The organism is Paraconexibacter algicola (assembly GCF_003044185.1).
Classification (GTDB): domain Bacteria; phylum Actinomycetota; class Thermoleophilia; order Solirubrobacterales; family Solirubrobacteraceae; genus Paraconexibacter; species Paraconexibacter algicola.
On sequence record NZ_PYYB01000002.1, the window covers coordinates 228,198 to 244,017 of the forward strand.

Here is a 15,820-nt window from a genome sequence, read left to right on the forward strand (position 1 = left end):
CCAGGATGACCAGGGCGACGAGCACCGCGACGGCGGCGATCATCGCCAGGACGGAGGGGCCTTCACGGTTCACGACCCCGGGAGCGTACCCGCTGGAGCGGGCGGTGAGCGGCGCCGACTCAGCGCAGCGTCGCGGGGGCGCTGCCCGCCCCGGTGGTCCCGACGACGTCGCGCAGCTCGTGTCCGACGACGATCGGGGTGCGCCGCCCGCGGGCCAGCAGCCGCCGTCCCTGCGCGCCGACCGGCACGCGCACGGTGACCGTCCCCGCCCGGTAGAGCGGCGCGACGGTCTGCCCCAGCACGCGGCCCGCGCGGTCACGGACGCGCAGGAGCAGCAGGCCCGGCGCCGTGGCCCGGACGCGCACGCGGATGCGGCGCGTCTGCGCGCCCCCGGTCGCGCGCTGCGCGGGCACGCGCACGCGCACCACGGTCGGTCGCGGCGGGCCGCCGAACGCCGGGTCGGGCTGCAGTGCCGGGGTCAGGCCGGCGACCGCGAACCAGGCCCGGCTCGCCCCGCGGCCGCGGGTGACGAAGCGGATGACGCGGGTGCCCCCGACCGCGAGGACGCCGCCGTCGGGGCGGCGCACGAGCGTGGAGGCGACGAAGCCGTCCTGGGCGACGCCCCCGAGCAGCAGCCGGCCCGAGCGGCCCGGGCTCGCGTAGCCCCCGCCGAACCCGAGGGGCGGGGCGGCCACGGGATCGACGGTCCCGTCGCGGCCGACCCGGCGGACGGTGAGACCCGGGTCGGTCGCCAGGCGCGGCTCGAGCGCCGCCGGACGGGCGACGAGCGTCGTGCCGGCCGCCCCCGCGAGCATCCTCGGGCGCGGGGCGAGCGCGCCGCCGCCGGGGATCGGCACGGTGCCCGTGCCGCCGAACGCCGGGTCGGGCCGGCCGTCGGGCGTCAGGCGCGTGAGCGTCGCCGCCCCGAGGACGTCGACGCTGCCGTCCTCGCGGACGAGCAGGCTGCCGTCCGGGCCGTCGTCGAGGCGCCGCGCGCCGCCGTCGGCGAACCCGGGATCGGGCAGCCCGGCGGCGGTGAGCGCGCGGACGAGCAGCCGTCCGTCGGTCCCGCGGGCCAGGACGACGATCCGCCCCGTGGCGGTCGCGGCCACGGCGACGACGCCGGCCTCCCCGCCCCCCGCGGCCTCGGCGACCGCGGCGCGCCCGGTCGCGCCGAAGCCCGGGTCCGGTCGGCCGTCGGGATCGAGCCGCACGACCGCGCCGACGCCGCCCGCGACCCCGCCGACGACGGTCGAGCCGTCGGGCAGCAGGGTGGCGGCGCCGCAGCCGCCGCAGTCGACGCGCAGCCCCGGGTCGGCGACGCCGTCCGTCCCGAACGCGGGGTCGGGACGGCCGTCGGCGGTCAGGCCGCGCAGGCGCAGCGACCCCGCGGCCGGGTCGATCGCGAGGGCCAGGAGCCGACCGTCCTGGCGGCGCAGCAGCTGCCCGACGAGCGGGCCGCCGGGCACCGCGAGGCGCCGGACCCCGCCGGGCCCGAAGGTCGGGTCGGGCGCGCCCGTCAGGCCGATCCGGGCGAGCAGCAGCCCGCGGCCGGGGTCCGTGCCCGCGAGGACGGCGCCACCGTCGGGGAGCGCGACCGCGGCGGTCGCGCCACCGGTCTCGGCGTTCGGGCCGGCCGCGACCGCGGTGCCGGTCAGGACCGTGCGCCCGGGCGCGGTCAGCGCGGACGTGTCGTCGGCCGCGTGCGCCCCGGCCGGGGATCCGGCGAGGAGCGCGAGCAGCGACAGGAGCGCCGGCGCGGCGGCGGACGGTGCGCGGAGCGGACGGGACATCGCTCCCGTAGAACGCGCGCGGGGACGCCGTGTTGTGGGGTTGCCCGGCCGGGACGCGCGGCGGCGGTCCGCCACGGCGGCGGTCAGAACCGCGAGCGGTTGGCGATCGCGCCGGGGGCGTGCAGCTCGCGCACGAGCGAGGTCGTGCCCGTCACGAGCACCGCGCCGTCCGGCCCCGCGGCCGCACGCGCGAGCGCCAGGGCCTGCGACGGCGTCGCCGCCTCGTGGGCCGTCGCGCCGTGGGCGCGCGCGGTCCGCGCGACCGCGGCCGCGGGGAGCGCGCGCGGGCTGTCCGTGGTCGTGGCCACGAACGAGTCGCAGCGCTCCGCCAGGAGCGCGAGGATGCCCGAAGGGTCCTTGTCGTCGAGGAAGGCGACGACCGCGACGGTCGGCCGTCCCTGCGCGACGCCGTCGAACGCGGCCAGCAGGGCGCGCGCCGCCTGCACGTTGTGCGCCGCGTCGACCACCACGAGCGGCTGTCGGCCGACGACCTCGAGCCGCCCGCGGATCGGCAGCCGGTCCTCCCCGGCCGCGACGAGCGCGGCGTCGGTGACGGACCGGTCGGCGTGCGGGACGCGCGCGAGGACGGCGCGCGTCGCCGCGAGCGCCACCCCGAGGTTCTGCCGCTGGAACGGGCCGACGACCGCCGGGTCGCGGACCGCGGACTCCGGGACGGCCTCGGCCCGCACCACGGTGGCGTCCCGCTCGGCGGCGATGCCGGTGGCGAGCGCCAGCACGGTCGGCGTCAGGCCCGGGGCGAGCACGAGCGTGCCGCCCGGCTCGACCACCGCGAGCTTCTCCAGCGCGATCTCCTCGACGGTGTCCCCGAGCCAGCGCTGGTGGTCCAGGCCGACGCTCGTGAGGACCTGGACGTCGGAGCGGACCGCGTTGGTGGCGTCCAGGCGCCCGCCGAGCCCCGCCTCGAGCACCTGGACGTCGGCGCCGTCGCGGGCGAACGCCAGCAGCGCGATCGCGGTCAGCGCCTCGAACTGACCCGCCCCGTCGGGCAGCGTCGCGACCGCCGCGCGGACCTCGCCCGCCAGGCCCCCGAACGCGGCGTCCGTCAGCGGCGCGCCGCCGACGTGGATCCGGTCCGCGAACGACTCCACGTGCGGGCTGACGTACGCGCCCGCGCGCAGGCCGGCGCGCTGCAGCATCGCCGCGCACAGCAGCGTCGTCGACGTCTTCCCGTTGGTCCCGACGAGATGGACGGTGGGCCGGTCGGGCAGCGCCAGCGCCGCGAGCAGCGCGGACATCCGGTCCAGGCCGGGCCGGATGCCGAAGTTCTCGAGCGCCAGCAGCCAGCGCTCGGCGTCGGCCGCGGCGGCCGACGCGCTCATGCCCCGCCGAGGTCCGCGAGCTCGGCCTGCAGGCGCGCGAGCTTCTCGCGCTCGGCTGCGACGACCGCCTCGGGCGCCTTGGCGACGAAGCCCGCGTTGCCGAGCTTGCCCTCCGCGCGCGCGATCTCCTGCCGCAGCTCGGCGATCCGCGCGTCGCGCTTGGCCGCCTCCTTGGCGGGGTCGACGTCGTCGGAGGCGAGGATCTCCACGAGCCCGCCCGGCACGGGGACGGCGGCCGCGGCCTCGCCCTCCTCGGTCCACGCCAGGCGCGCGAGCCGCGCGATCAGCGCCGCCGCCCCGTCGGGCAGGTCGGCCCGCAGCCGCGCCGGCAGGAACGCGCCCGGCTTGATCTGCGCGCCGTCGCGCCAGCCACGGACCGCCTGGACCGCCCCGATGACCGCGGCGATCGCGGCGTCGGCGTCGGGGTCCCGGCGGGCGAGGTCGGCGGCCGGCGCCTCGGCGGCGGCGAGCAGGCCGTCGGCGCCCGGCACGTGCGCCCACAGGTCCTCGGTGACGAACGGGATGAACGGGTGCGCGGTCGCGAGCGTCGTGCGCAGCACGTGCGCGAGCAGCGCCGAGAGGTCGGCGTCGACCTCGCGGGCCTTGATCAGCTCGAGGTACCAGTCGCACAGCTCGCCGTAGACGAAGTCGTAGAGCCCGAGCGCCGCCTTCGAGAAGTCGAACGCGCGCAGGTGCTCGTCGGTCTGCTCCTGGAACGCGGTGAGCCGCGAGAGGATCCAGCGGTCCTCGAGCGTCACCGGTGCGGGCGGGTGCTCAGCCGGGGCCTCGCCGACCTTGGAGAGCACGAACCGCGTCGCGTTGAAGAGCTTGTTCGCGAGCTGCTGGCCCTGCTGGACGCGCTCCTCGCTGAAGCGCACGTCCTGCACCGAGGACATCGCCAGCAGGCCGAAGCGCACGGCGTCCGCCCCGTAGGCGGGGAACTCGCCCGGGTCCTCCCCCGGCTTCTTCGCGAAGACCGGCGGGCGCGGGCCGCCCTCGATCAGGTCGAGCGGGTTGATGCCGGTGCCCAGCGACTTGCTCATCCGGCGGCCGTCGGGCGCCTGGATGACCGAGTGGATGTACACGTCGCGGAACGGCACGTCGCCGGTGAACCGCAGGCCCATCATCACCATGCGGGCGACCCACAGGAAGAGGATGTCCCGCGCGGTCGAGAGCACGTCGGTCGGGTAGAACGCGGCGAGCTCGGGCGTCTCGTCGGGCCAGCCGAGCGTCGCGAACGGCCACAGCGCCGAGCTGAACCACGTGTCGAGGACGTCGGGGTCGCGCTCCCAGCCCTCCCCCTCGGGCGCCTCGAGCCCGGCGTGGACCTCGTCGCCGCGGTACCAGACCGGGATCTGGTGGCCCCACCACAGCTGCCGGCTGATGCACCAGGGACGGATGTTCTCGAGCCACTCGACGTAGCGGCGGGCCTGCGTCTCGGGGTGGATGCGCACCGTGCCGTCGCGCACGACCTCGATCGCCGGCGCGGCGAGCTCGTCCATGCGCATGAACCACTGGAGGCTGATGAGCGGCTCGATCCGCTCGCCCGAGCGGTGGCTGAAGGGCACGGTGTGCGTGTAGGGCTCCTCGGCCCGGACGAGGCCCTGCGCGCGCAGGTCGGCGACCATCGCCTCGCGCGCCTCGAGCGCCTTCAGGCCCGCGTAGGGGCCGCCGAGCTCGGCGACGATCCGGCCGTCCTCGCCGATCGCGGTGAGCTCCTGCAGGCCGTGGCGGCGGCCGATCTCGAAGTCGTTGGGGTCGTGCCCGGGCGTGATCTTCAGGCAGCCGGTGCCGAAGTCGGTCTTGACGTAGTCGTCGGCGATGATCGTCAGCTCGCGGTCGGTGAGCGGGAGCCGCACCGTCCGCCCCACGAGGTGCGCGAACCGCTCGTCCTGCGGGTTCACCGCGACCGCGGTGTCGGCGAGCATCGTCTCCGGCCGCACCGTCGCCACGACGACCTCGCCGCTGCCGTCCGTCAGCGGGTAGGCGATCGAGTAGAGCGTGTCGGTGACCTCGCGGTCCTCGACCTCGAGGTCGGAGATCGCCGAGCCGGAGCCCGGGTCCCAGTTGACCATGTAGAGGTCGCGGTAGATCAGGCCCTGCTCGTAGAGGTCGACGAAGACCTTCAGGACGGCGCGCACGTACTGGTCGTCGAGCGTGAAGCGCTCGTCGTCGTAGTCGCAGGAGGAGCCGAGCCGCTCGAACTGGCCGACGATCGTGCCGCCGTACTGCTCGCGCCACTCCCAGACGCGGCGCGTGAACTCCTCGCGGCCGACCTCCTCGCGGCTCGTGCCCTCGCGCACGAGCAGCTTCTCGACCTGGGTCTGGGTGGCGATGCCCGCGTGGTCGGTGCCGAGGATCCACTTCGCCAGGCGCCCGTGCATCCGCTGCCAGCGCACGAGCGTGTCCTGGATCGCCCCGTTGAGGGCGTGGCCCATGTGCAGCGCGCCGGTGACGTTCGGCGGCGGGATCGCGATCGAGTAGTTCGACGCGGACGTGCCCTGCGGCTCGGGGTGGTGCAGGCCGGCGGCCAGCCACGCCTGCGTGATGCGGGGCTCGACCTCCGAGGGCTCGAAGCGCTTGCGGTCCTGAAGGGCGGTCATCGGGGGCGGAGTCTACGTTCCGCCCGCGCCCCGCCGCGCGCTCAGCGCCGCTTGCCGCGCCGCGCCTTCAGCGCGAACGGGACGAGCTCGCGGGCCAGGGAGCCGACCTCGAGGCGCCCGAGCAGCAGCCGCAGCTCCTCGCGCTCGCGCGGCGTCAGGTTGGCGGGCAGGCCCTTGGACTTCTTCAGGAGCTGCGCGATCCGCTCCCGGTCCCCGACCGGGAGGGTCTTCCAGTGCTTGTTGGCCGTCAGCCCGGCCTGCGCGAGCAGGAGCCAGGGGACGGTGCGGACACGGCTGAGTTTCGACGCCACTGCCCGTGAATCGTAGAAGGTCGCTCCGGTAGGATCGCCGTGATGACGACCGCGCACCGCTGGGGCGTCGCGCTCCTCGCCGTGGCCGGCGGTCTGCAGGTGGTCTACGGTCTCGCCGCCGTGTCGGGCTACGGCCCGTTGCGGGAGAGCGTCCGCGACATCGAGTCGAACCCCAACTACGGCAAGCTCTACTTCAGCCTCGCGGTCTGGGGCGTGCTGCTGCTGCTCGTCGGCTCGGCGTGCGTGTGGTCGGCCCGCAAGCTGCAGCACGACGCCCGTCACGCCCGGATGGGCGGGCTCTGCGCGGCGCTCGTCGGGCTCGGGCTCGCGTTCTTCACGCTGGCGATCTTCCACGTCGCGTCGCTGGTGTCCGTCGTGCTGCTGCTGATGACCCTGTACGTGCTCTCCTACCGGGTCGAGGACCCGCCGGACACGCGCGGGCCGTTCGGCTAGGCGGGTCCTAGCGCGGCACGACGCCGCGGAGCACGACGGTGCCGGGGCGACGCGGGAACGCCGCGGCCGACGTGCTCCCGTCGCCGAGCCGCTCGACCTCGCGCTGCAGCCGCGACAGCCGCCCGGCGTCGGCGGCGAGCAGCTCGATCGCGCGGCTGCGACCGAGGACCGGCGCGAGCGCCGGCGGCAGGTCGTAGCGGCGGGCGAACCGGCCCTGCCCGCCGGCGTCCTCGACCCCGACCGGGAGCGGGAAGCCGCGCCCCTCCCCCGTGTCCGCCCACAGCAGGAAGACGCGCCCGCGCGGCGCGGCCGGGAGATCGTCGAGCTCGAGGTCGAGGTAGGGCTCGAACCGCACGGTCGAGCCGATCGTGGCGCGCCCCGCGTCGGCGGTCGCCCCGGGCGCGCGGAGCGCGATCAGCACGGGCGCCGGGGTCGCGGCCGGGTCCGGTCCCGCCGCCCGCTCGGCGTCGTCACCGCCCGCCAGGCGACCGGTCGCCGCGAGGACGACGAGCACCGCGGCGACGACCGCCCCGCCGACGAGCGCCCAGGTCCAGGTCCGGCTGCCCGGCCGGGGCGCCGGCGCACGGCCGCCGTCGGCGCCGATGCCGGGCTCGGGCAGGTCGGGCGCGACGTAGCCGGGCCAGCCGACCTGGAGGGTCTGCGCGATCCGCGCGGCGCGCTCCCGCGCGACGGGGTCGGCGGCGAGCGCCGCACGGGCCCGCCGCCGGGCGTCGGGCGTGGCGTGGCCGAGCAGCAGCGCGGCGACGTCCTCCCCCGGGTCGGCGTCCCCGATCGCCGCGAGCGCCCCGTGCGCCCGGGCGCGGACGTCCGCGACCGGCACCCGGGTGAGCTGCGCGATCCGGTCGAGGTCCAGGCCCCGCCCGAGGAGCAGGTCGAGGACCGCGCGCTGCTCGCCGCTCAGCGCCACCGCGCGATCCCGCCCGCGGGCGCTACCGGCACGGCGCCTTCGGGGTGCTCCGGGGCGGCACCGTGCACGGCACGATCCGCGGGTAGTCGCCCGTGAACGGCTTGGGGTCGAGCGCGTCGTCGGGTCCCGGGTACGGGTTGCTCGCGCCGGTCTCCGGCCCGTCCGCCGTCTCGTTGAGGTCGATGCCGAAGCCGACCCGCGCGTAGCGACCGCCCGCGTCCCGGTTCTTCAGGGCGCCGGCGAGCAGCGCGTAGCCCGTCGCGATCGACTTCGACCGCGGCGTCAGGTACTCGAGCGCGGGGACGAGGTTCCGCGCACCGGGCACGCCCGCCTGGACCACGGGGAGCAGGTCCTTCAGCAGCGGCTCGAGGCGCCGCAGCGTCGGCTGCGCCTCGGCGTTCAGCGGCTTCAGGCCGCGGAGGATCGCGTTGAGGTCGTCGACGACGTCCCCGAGCGGGACGCGGGCCTTCGGATCCAGCGCCCGGGCGAGCGCCGGGGCGGCGTCGCTGAGCTTGAGGAACACCGGGCGCGCCTCGGTGAACAGCGGCTGCAGCCGCGTCAGGGAGGTGCGGCCGCTGTCCAGCAGCCGGGGCAGCTCGTCCAGGCCGCGCTCCAGCGAGGCGGTGTTCGAGCCGAGCGCCTCGAGCGTGCTGCGCCCGCCGGTGACGATCCGGCGGATCGACTGCTCCCGGTCCCCGAGCGTCGTGAGCACCGTGTTGGCGCTGCGCACGAGCTCCGCGATCTGCGGCTCCTGGCCGCGGACGGTCTTCGTCAGCGTGTGCAGCTCGTTCACCGTCCGCGAGACCCCGGCGAGCGTGCCGTTCAGCCGCTCCCCGTTGCCGGGCGCGTTGGTGGCCTGCGCGACGGTGGTGATGAGCGAGCGGACGCGGCGGCGGCCCTCCTCGTCCAGGAAGGCGAGCGCCTCGTCGAAGTCGACGCTCGTCTCGGTCCGCTCCACGATCTCCCCGGAGCGCAGCTCGCGCGCCCCGGCGCTGCCGCGCGAGTCGACCGCGAGGTACGGGTCGCCCAGGAGGCTCCGCGCCCCGATCCGGATGACCGCGTCCTGCTTGAGGCGGAAGTCGGGGTCCAGCGTGAACGTCACCACCGACTCGCGGCGGCCGCGGTCGTAGTCGACGCGCGTCACGGTGCCGACGTTGATGCCCCGGAACAGGACGGGCTGCTTGGTCGGCAGCGTCTTGTTGTCGGTGAAGCGCGCCTTCAGCTCGTAGGGGTTGCGCAGGAACGCGGTCGGGTCGGGGCCCTGGAACCGCTGGTTGAGGAAGATGAAGGTCAGCAGCGCCCCGAACGCGAGCAGGATCGAGATGACGACGCCGACCTTGGGGATGCGATGGTCCACGTCAGCCTCCCGTGCCCGTCCGCGGCTTCAGCTGCGCGGTCCGCGGCAGCCCCGGGAGCTGGAAGCGCAGCCCGCACGCCGAGCGGCTGCCGTCGCGGCAGCTGTACTCGAGCATCTTCGCGAGCATCACCCCGAGCCGGGTGCTCGACCCGACCCGCTGGCGTGCCTGCGCCGCGGTCAGGCCCAGGCCCCCGGCGGGCAGCTCGAGCTTCACGATCTTCACGTTCGCGGCCGGGCCCGCGTTGCGGACGGTGGAGACGGCGCCGCTGAGGTTCACCGCGGTCTGCACGATCCCGTTGCGGTAGTCGAACAGCAGCTGCGACAGGCGACCGAGCTCCTGCAGGGCCGGGATCTGGTCGCGTCGCACCCGCGCCTCCTGCCCGCGCAGGCCCTCGGCGAGCTGGCCGACCGGGGTCGCGCCGACGTCGATGACGCGCTTGCCGGAGGCGAGGAAGCGGTCGAGCTCGGGCGTGAGCGCCCGGAGCTTGTCGGCCGTCGGGGCGAGCTTGCCGGTGACGGGGTTGAGCGCGTCGAGCGCCGGGACCAGCGAGCCGGCGAGCCGCCGGGTCGACGCGAGCGTCGCCTGCGTCTGGCGGAGCGTCGGCGCGAGCTCGCGCGTGGTCTGCTCGAGCTCGGGGGCGCGCCGCTGCGTGACCGCGAGCGTGCGGCTGCCGAGGTCGACGGCGGCGGCGAGCTGGCGGCCGCGGTCCCCGGTCGTGCGCGTGAGCTTCTCGAGGTTGACGGTCAGCGACGAGAGCAGCCGGCGGCGCTCGGCGAGGGCCTGGGCCAGCGGCGTCACGCCGTCGGTGAGGCGGCCGAGCTTCGTGAAGATCCGGCGGATCTCCTTCTCGCGGCCGCCGAGCGCGTCGGCCGCCTGGTTGAGCACGACCTGGACCTGCGCCTGGGTGCCGGGGTCGAGGATGCCGGTGAGGTCGTCGATCGCCACGAAGCCGCCGGTGCGCGACGCGGGGATCACCTGGTCGTCGGGCAGCGCGCCGGTCCGCGGGTCGCCCGGGGAGATGTTCACGATCAGCGTCTGCAGGATGCTCGTCGGGCGGACGAACGCGCTGGCGTTGCGGAAGATCTTGCCCTTGAGCTGCGGCTCGAGCCGCAGCCGCAGCCGCGCCTGGCCGTTCTCGACGGTCGCCTTGACGACCTTGCCGACCGCCACCCCGGCGACGCCGACCGCCGGCTCCTTGCTGGGGAGCAGGCCGCGCGCGTCGGGCATGACCATCTCGACGTAGTAGGGCTCGTCGGTGAACGGCAGCTGCACGTTCTTCTTCACCAGCGTGTAGCCGACGAACACGCAGGCCGCGGCGACGAGCATGAGGAACATCGTCCGCGTGAGCGGGATCCGCCCGGCCTTCAGCTGCGGGTCGATGAACGACCACGCGCCGCGGGCGAGGCGCACCGGCAGGGATCCGCGCGACCGGCTCATCGGCAGCCTCCCGCCGCGCGGACGACGGCGACCGCCTCGGGCGAGACCCGCCGGACCTGCTCGCAGGCGGCGGCGCCACGGGTCGCCGCCCCGCCGCCCAGGAGGTCGAGCAGGCCGGTGGTGACCGCGTCGTCGCCGCCGTTGACGTTGACGCGCAGCCGGTGCCCGGGCGCCGACGGGTTCTGGGCCGGGGTCTGGAAGCTCGACACCGCGCCGTCGAGCGCGGTGAACGCGCCCGCGACGAGCTGGAACGCCCCCGAGGACGCCCCGAGCGACGTGCGGGCGTTGAGCGCCTCAAGGGTCGGCGGGAACGTCTTCAGCGCCGGCTGCAGCGCGTCGAGCATCTCGGTCAGGCCCCCCTTGGCGGCGGCCAGGCGGCCCGCGACGAGGCGCGCGTCGCGCACGACGGGCGTGCCGTCCTTCAGGATCGGCGCCGAGCGGGTGAGGATCGGCGTCGTGGCCTTCAGGGCGCGCGCGACGGCGCGCGGGGCGGTGGCGCCCAGGCGCGAGCTGAACGTCGCGAGCCGGCGGACCGCGAGGTCGAGCGCGGGAGCGTCGCCGTTCAGCCGCTCGAGCGTCGCCGGGAGCTCGGCGAGCGCCGCGTCCAGCGGCGCGCCGCCGTCGACCGACAGAGCGGCCATCGTCGCGTTGACCCGGCGGGTCAGCGGGATCAGCTGGTCGCGCTCGGACGCGAGCGCGTCGGCGGTGCGGGCCAGGCCGCGGATCGAGCCGACCAGCTCGCGGCGCTGCGGGCCCTGCGCGGCGCGCATGGCGGGCGCGAGCGCCCGGGCCATCGCCGGAGCGTTCTTCAGCGTCGTCTGCAGGCCGGTGATCGCCTCTCCCCGGAGGGTCTCGCCGCCAACGCGGGCGAGCCGTCGCAGATCGGTGCGGATCTCGGGCCGCAGGACGCGCAGCGCCTTGTCGAGCGTCACGTAGTTCGTGGTCTGCCGGACCGGGATCTCGCCGCCGTCGCGCAGCAGCGGGGCGCTCGGGCTGCCCGGGGCGAGGTCGATGAAGTTGGAGCCCTCGAACAGGGTGTGCGGCCGCATGTCGGCGCGGGCGTCGGTGTGGACCGGGTAGTCCTCGCTGAGCTTCAGCTCGACGCGGACGTCGTCGCCGACGCGCTCGACCTTGCCCACCTCGCCGAGCTTGACCCCGGCGATGCGGACGTCGCGGTCGATGGCGCCCAGTCCGTGGACGGTGTCGAACACCGCCCAGTAGCGGTAGGTGTCCTTGACCGGGTTGGGCTTCGTCACGCCGAGCACGATCGTGAGGCTGATCACCACGAGCAGGGCGACGCCCGCGAGCCGCTGCACCCCGAGGCTCATCGTCCGCACCCCGTCGCGGTCTGGGCGTCGTTCTGGGCCTCGCCGGGGGCGGGCAGCGGGTTGCGGCACGGGTGCGCGGTGAGCACCGGCACGAGCCGCAGCGCCGGGGCGCCGGGCTTGCTGCCGGAGTTCGGCCGCGTGCTGGTGGCCTCCTGCAGCCAGAGGCCGGCCTGCCGGATCTCCGGGAGGTACGGGTCGATCGTGGCGAGCAGCTGGTCGAGCGAGCGGTTCAGCGGGCCGACCGCGGTCTGGATGCCGAAGAGGTCACGGACGACCGGCCGGGCGGCGATGAGGACCTTCTCGGTGATGCCGTCGGCCGCGCCGACCGCGCCGCCGCTGCCGCCGACCCCGCCGCCGCCCGCGCCCCCGGCCCCGCCGCCCAGGAGCGCGGCGAAGCCGTCCCGCAGCTGGTCGCCGCGACCGGCGAGCTCGGTGAGCCCCGGGAGCTGGGCGTTGAGGTTGCGGACCGCGGGGGTGAACGCGGTGGCGCCGCGGGAGATCGCGTCGAAGGCACGGGTCGCGCTCGGGGTCGTGCGCAGGACCGCGTCCTCGAACGGCCGCAGGAGCTCGATGGTGCGGCCGAGCGACGCGCTGCGCCGCGCGGTCGCGCCGAAGGTGCGGCTGCCGCCCGCGATCAGGCCGGCGAGGTCGTCGCCGCCGTCGCCCTTCAGACCGCGGGCGGTGTTCGCCGCGCCGAGCACGAGCCCGCCGAGCGCCCCGTCGGTGCTCGTGGCGGCGCGCAGCTGGTCGCCGAGGTAGCTCGCGGTGGCGGGCAGGTCGCGCAGGGCGCCGTTGAGCTCGACGCCGCGACCGGCCACGCCGAAGCCGGTGTTCACGAGCGTCTTGGAGAGGTTCTCCCGGGCGGTCCGGTCGAACAGCTGGACGACCTCGAGCAGGTCGGTCCCGGAGGTCGCCTCGGCGCGCAGCGTGTCGCCGTCCTTCAGCGTCTGCTTCGAGGTGCCCGGGGTCAGCGCCAGGTAGGTGACGTAGACGATCGACTTGACGCGCACGAACGCGGTGGTGTCGACCGGCAGCGGCTTGTACTTGCCCTTGCTGATGCTGATCTCCACGAGCGTGCGGTCGTTCGCGGGGTCGGGCTCGACCTTCTGGATCAGACCGGCGAGGGAGCCGCCGACGCGCACCGCCTGCCCCTTGCGCAGGGAGGGGGCGTCGCTGGGGACCTTGACGGTGATCCGGTACTTCGGCAGGAACGGCGGGCCGGTGGTGGCCTTGAACGCGGTGTAGCCGAGAAAGGCGACGACGGCGAGGACCGCCAGTCCCAGCGGCGTGCGGTAGCGGTCGATCCGCTCGCTGGCCCGCGAGACCAGGGCGCTCATGCCTCCGCCGAGCGTGCGGCGCGGGGTGCGGGTCGGGCCGGCCATCAGCGCAGGAGGTAGTCCAGGAGGGAGGTGATCGTGTCGCCGCCGGGGGCGTCGCCGCGACCGCCGGCCGGGGCGCCCTGCCGGCCGCCGAGCACGCCGAGCGCCTCCTTCACCGGAGCGAGGAGGTCGGGGCCCGTGGAGCCGGTGCCCGAGCCGCCCGAACCGGCGGCGGGGCGTCCGCCGTCGCCGGTCGCGGGCCGCGTCGGCGACGGCAGCTTCACCGTCGGCAGCTTCGGGAGCTTCGGCAGCGGGGTCGTCTGCTGCTCGGCGCGCTGGGCGCGCTCGGCGCGCTGGAGCAGGCCGGCGAGGCAGCCGGGGCCGTTGGTGCCGCCGAACGCCTCGCAGTTCAGCAGCGCGGTCACGCGCAGGAACTTGCGGTCGGTCCAGTCGGCGGGGAAGCCGGGCTGGTTGCCCGGCTCGGTGGTCGCGGCGCCGAGGCCGAAGCCGTAGCCGGGCCGGCTCTCGGGACCGCCGTCCTTCTCGTCCCCGAAGAACGCGCGGATCGTCTCGTCGCCGCCGAGGATGCCCTTGAGCAGGTTCGACACCGCGGGTGCGAGGTCGAAGGCCCCGGTGACGACCCGCTGCGGGTCGGCGGCGATCGTCGGCGCCCCGGAGACGAGGAGCTTGCGGGTCAGCTCGAGCGTCGGGCCGCTCTGGCGCAGCGCGAAGCGCAGGTCGTCGAGGAAGCCGGGGGCGCGGTCGAGCAGCCGGCCGAGCCCGGGAGCGCCGGCGCGCAGCTGGTCGGCCAGCGGGCGGGTCTCGTCGGCGGTGCGCCGCAGGCTCGCGAGCATCGTGCGCAGCTGCCGCTGGGTCTCGGGGAGCGCCTGCAGGCCGCGGTCCAGCGCCCCGGTGCGGGCGGCGGTCGTGTCGAGCGTGCGTGCGAGCCCGTCGATCAGCGTGCCGAGCTCGCGGCTGCGGGAGGCGCCCTGGCGGCTGACGTCCTCCATGTCGGTGATGAGCCGCTTGAGCGCCGCGTTCTGCCCGTTGACCTCGGCGAGCGCCTTGTTGGCGGCGTCGAGGGTCGGCACGAGCCGCAGGGCCGCCCGGTTGACGTCCGCGCCGCGGCCCTCGAGCGCCTGCGAGAGGCTCTCGATGATGAGCTTGACGCCGGCCTCCTCGGGCGGGCCGAACGCGTTGATGAGGTCGTCCAGGCGCGGCGCGGCGAGCGTGTTGGTGCACGGCGCGCCGGGCTCGGGCGCGTCGCAGGTGACGGTCGGCTCGCCGTCCTTCTCCCGCAGCGGCTCGGGCGCGGTGCCCGGGTCGAAGCTGATGTAGCTGTCGCCGGTGCTGTCGAACTGGCGGATCGTCGCGGTCGCGTCGGCCCGGGGCGCGGGCAGGTCCTTGTCGAGCAGCAGCGTCACGCGGGCGAGGCCCTCGTCGTTGACGGTCGTCTTGCCGACGGAGCCGGCCGGCGCCCCGTTGCTGCGGACCGCCATGCCCTCGAGGATCGGGAAGGCGTCGCGGAACTCGGCGACGACCTGCCGGGAGTCCGACGGCGGCCGGGAGGTGATGACGAGCACGCCGATCACGCCGACCAGCAGGCCGCCCATGATCACCGCCATCGCGCGGGCGAGGACGTCGGGCATCAGCGGCCCCGCTCCACGCCGACGTTCGTGGACGCCGCGTCGGCCCACGGCTGGCAGGCCAGGGTGCCGGGCAGCCGCGTGTACGGCTTCTCCAGCGAGCCGGGACCGCAGTCGCCGGGCCCGAGCCGCTTGCCGGTGCTGCCGGGCGGCGTCGGGAACAGGCCGACCCCGAGGGTCAGCACGTGCCCGTTGGCGTCGTAGGTCCCCAGCGTCGAGCCGAGGTTCTGGAAGAACCCGACGGTCTCGGGGATGTACGCGCGCAGCGCGTTGCCCAGCGGCAGGATCTCGTCGATCAGCGGGGCGAGCGGCGGCGCGACGCGCGAGGCGCTGCGGATGATCGGCCGGAAGGCGCGGAGGTTGCCGGGTGCCTGGCGCACGAGCCGGCGGGTCTCCACGAGGAACGGGCCGGCCGCCTCCAGCGCGGGCGGCAGCGCCTTCGCGAACGGCTCGATCTCCCGGGCGACGGGCTCGAGTCCCTGCACGAGCGTGCGCAGGCGCGGCGTGGCGGTGGCGAGCGAGGCGAGCGCGGTGCGGCCGCGCGCGAGCGACGGGCCGAGCAGCTGCGTGCTGCGCCGCAGCTCGGCCTGGCGGCCGGCGGTCACCGACAGCAACGTCGCGGTGCGGTCGGCGGCGGCCCCGAGGTCGGCGGGGCTGGCCGCCAGGGCGGACGTCACGCGGCTGCCCTCGCGCACGAGCGTGCGGACGGCCTGCCCGTCGCTGTTGACCTGCGCGAGCAGGTTCGCGGTCTCGTTGAGCGCCGGGGCGCTGCGCCGCAGCGTGCGGTCGATGTCGCGCCCGCGGCCCTTCAGCGAGCGGTCGAGGCCGACGAGGAACGCCTTGATGTTCGCGCGGGTCGGCGCGTCGAGCGTCTCCGCGGCGTCGTCGAAGTTCACCGGCTGGTCGGTCTGCGGGCCGCGCAGGACCGTGCCCGCGCGCAGGCGCGGCTTCGTCGGGTCGCCGATCGTGAGCTCGATCGTGCGGTTGACCGCGCCGGCGTTGGAGAACAGCTGGATGTCGGCGGTGGCGCCCTCGCGCAGCACGTAGTCGTCGTCGATCTCCATCGTCACGACGGGCCGGTCGCCGACGAGCTCGACGCGCTTGACCGTGCCGACCGGGACCGCCGCCGCGCGCACCGCGCCACCGGGGATGAGGCCGCGGACGTCGTCGAACTGCGCCTTGATCTCGTAGCTGCCGCGGGTGCCGCCGAGGATCGACGCGACGGCGATCGCGGCGAGCGCGAGCGCGAGGATGGCGATGATCCGGCTGGAGTGCTGCCGGAGGCGTTCGATGACGATCCGCAC

At 75.9% G+C, this 15,820-nt stretch carries 12 protein-coding genes; 1 reads left to right on the top strand and 11 read right to left on the bottom strand.

Annotated features, from left to right (window positions below; all coding sequences use genetic code 11):
• Positions 1-119: 119 nt before the first annotated feature.
• The 4 genes from C7Y72_RS15020 to C7Y72_RS15035 form a co-directional block, all read right to left on the bottom strand.
• Positions 120-1,793 (bottom strand): hypothetical protein, encoded by a 1,674-nt coding sequence (locus tag C7Y72_RS15020; protein WP_107570004.1) that lies wholly within the window; start codon positions 1,791-1,793, stop codon positions 120-122.
• An 83-nt stretch (positions 1,794-1,876) separates the two neighbouring features.
• Positions 1,877-3,133, bottom strand: coding sequence for a bifunctional folylpolyglutamate synthase/dihydrofolate synthase (locus C7Y72_RS15025; protein WP_107570005.1), 1,257 nt, complete (start codon positions 3,131-3,133; stop codon positions 1,877-1,879).
• On the bottom strand, positions 3,130-5,736 hold the full coding sequence (locus C7Y72_RS15030) for a valine--tRNA ligase (RefSeq protein WP_107570006.1): 2,607 nt from the start codon (positions 5,734-5,736) through the stop codon (positions 3,130-3,132). Before C7Y72_RS15030 ends, C7Y72_RS15025 begins: the two co-directional genes overlap by 4 nt.
• Positions 5,737-5,777: 41 nt before the next feature.
• Entirely contained in the window at positions 5,778-6,047 is a 270-nt protein-coding gene (locus C7Y72_RS15035; RefSeq protein WP_107570007.1) for a hypothetical protein, read from the bottom strand.
• A 42-nt stretch (positions 6,048-6,089) separates the two neighbouring features.
• Between C7Y72_RS15035 and C7Y72_RS15040 the strand changes: the two genes are divergently transcribed.
• Positions 6,090-6,500: a DUF7144 family membrane protein gene (locus C7Y72_RS15040; protein ID WP_107570008.1), complete on the top strand. Its 411-nt coding sequence runs from the start codon at positions 6,090-6,092 to the stop codon at positions 6,498-6,500.
• A 7-nt stretch (positions 6,501-6,507) separates the two neighbouring features.
• Here the strand turns inward: C7Y72_RS15040 and C7Y72_RS15045 are convergent, their stop codons facing one another.
• The 7 genes from C7Y72_RS15045 to C7Y72_RS15075 are packed head-to-tail and all read right to left on the bottom strand — an operon-like array spanning position 6,508 to position 15,820.
• A complete protein-coding gene (locus C7Y72_RS15045; RefSeq protein WP_107570009.1) occupies positions 6,508-7,428 on the bottom strand; it encodes a hypothetical protein in 921 nt (306 codons plus the stop codon).
• A 22-nt stretch (positions 7,429-7,450) separates the two neighbouring features.
• On the bottom strand, positions 7,451-8,785 hold the full coding sequence (locus tag C7Y72_RS15050) for an MlaD family protein (protein ID WP_107570010.1): 1,335 nt from the start codon (positions 8,783-8,785) through the stop codon (positions 7,451-7,453).
• A 1-nt stretch (position 8,786) separates the two neighbouring features.
• Positions 8,787-10,223 carry an MlaD family protein gene (locus tag C7Y72_RS15055; RefSeq protein WP_107570011.1) on the bottom strand — a complete coding sequence of 479 codons (1,437 nt, stop codon included), beginning with the start codon at positions 10,221-10,223 and terminating at the stop codon, positions 8,787-8,789.
• Positions 10,220-11,551, bottom strand: a complete 1,332-nt coding sequence (locus C7Y72_RS15060) for an MlaD family protein (protein ID WP_146175400.1) — start codon at positions 11,549-11,551, stop codon at positions 10,220-10,222. Before C7Y72_RS15060 ends, C7Y72_RS15055 begins: the two co-directional genes overlap by 4 nt.
• The gene (locus C7Y72_RS23400; protein WP_154731967.1) at positions 11,548-12,933 is read right to left on the bottom strand and encodes an MlaD family protein; all 1,386 of its coding nucleotides are present in this window, start codon (positions 12,931-12,933) and stop codon (positions 11,548-11,550) included. Before C7Y72_RS23400 ends, C7Y72_RS15060 begins: the two co-directional genes overlap by 4 nt.
• Positions 12,933-14,519: an MlaD family protein gene (locus C7Y72_RS15070; protein ID WP_107570013.1), complete on the bottom strand. Its 1,587-nt coding sequence runs from the start codon at positions 14,517-14,519 to the stop codon at positions 12,933-12,935. The genes C7Y72_RS23400 and C7Y72_RS15070 overlap by 1 nt, the downstream gene beginning before the upstream one ends.
• Positions 14,519-15,820 carry an MlaD family protein gene (locus C7Y72_RS15075; RefSeq protein WP_107570014.1) on the bottom strand — a complete coding sequence of 434 codons (1,302 nt, stop codon included), beginning with the start codon at positions 15,818-15,820 and terminating at the stop codon, positions 14,519-14,521. Before C7Y72_RS15075 ends, C7Y72_RS15070 begins: the two co-directional genes overlap by 1 nt.

What these genes read in the sequence shown, in the direction of transcription:
- C7Y72_RS23400 (WP_154731967.1), bottom strand. Translation starts at nt 12,933, where the DNA reads ATGGCCGGCCCGACCCGCACCCCGCGCCGCACGCTCGGCGGAGGCATG.
- C7Y72_RS15060 (WP_146175400.1), bottom strand. Translation starts at nt 11,551, where the DNA reads ATGAGCCTCGGGGTGCAGCGGCTCGCGGGCGTCGCCCTGCTCGTGGTG.
- C7Y72_RS15030 (WP_107570006.1), bottom strand. Translation starts at nt 5,736, where the DNA reads ATGACCGCCCTTCAGGACCGCAAGCGCTTCGAGCCCTCGGAGGTCGAG.
- C7Y72_RS15070 (WP_107570013.1), bottom strand. Translation starts at nt 14,519, where the DNA reads ATGCCCGACGTCCTCGCCCGCGCGATGGCGGTGATCATGGGCGGCCTG.
- C7Y72_RS15020 (WP_107570004.1), bottom strand. Translation starts at nt 1,793, where the DNA reads ATGTCCCGTCCGCTCCGCGCACCGTCCGCCGCCGCGCCGGCGCTCCTG.
- C7Y72_RS15055 (WP_107570011.1), bottom strand. Translation starts at nt 10,223, where the DNA reads ATGAGCCGGTCGCGCGGATCCCTGCCGGTGCGCCTCGCCCGCGGCGCG.
- C7Y72_RS15040 (WP_107570008.1), top strand. Translation starts at nt 6,090, where the DNA reads ATGACGACCGCGCACCGCTGGGGCGTCGCGCTCCTCGCCGTGGCCGGC.
- C7Y72_RS15025 (WP_107570005.1), bottom strand. Translation starts at nt 3,133, where the DNA reads ATGAGCGCGTCGGCCGCCGCGGCCGACGCCGAGCGCTGGCTGCTGGCG.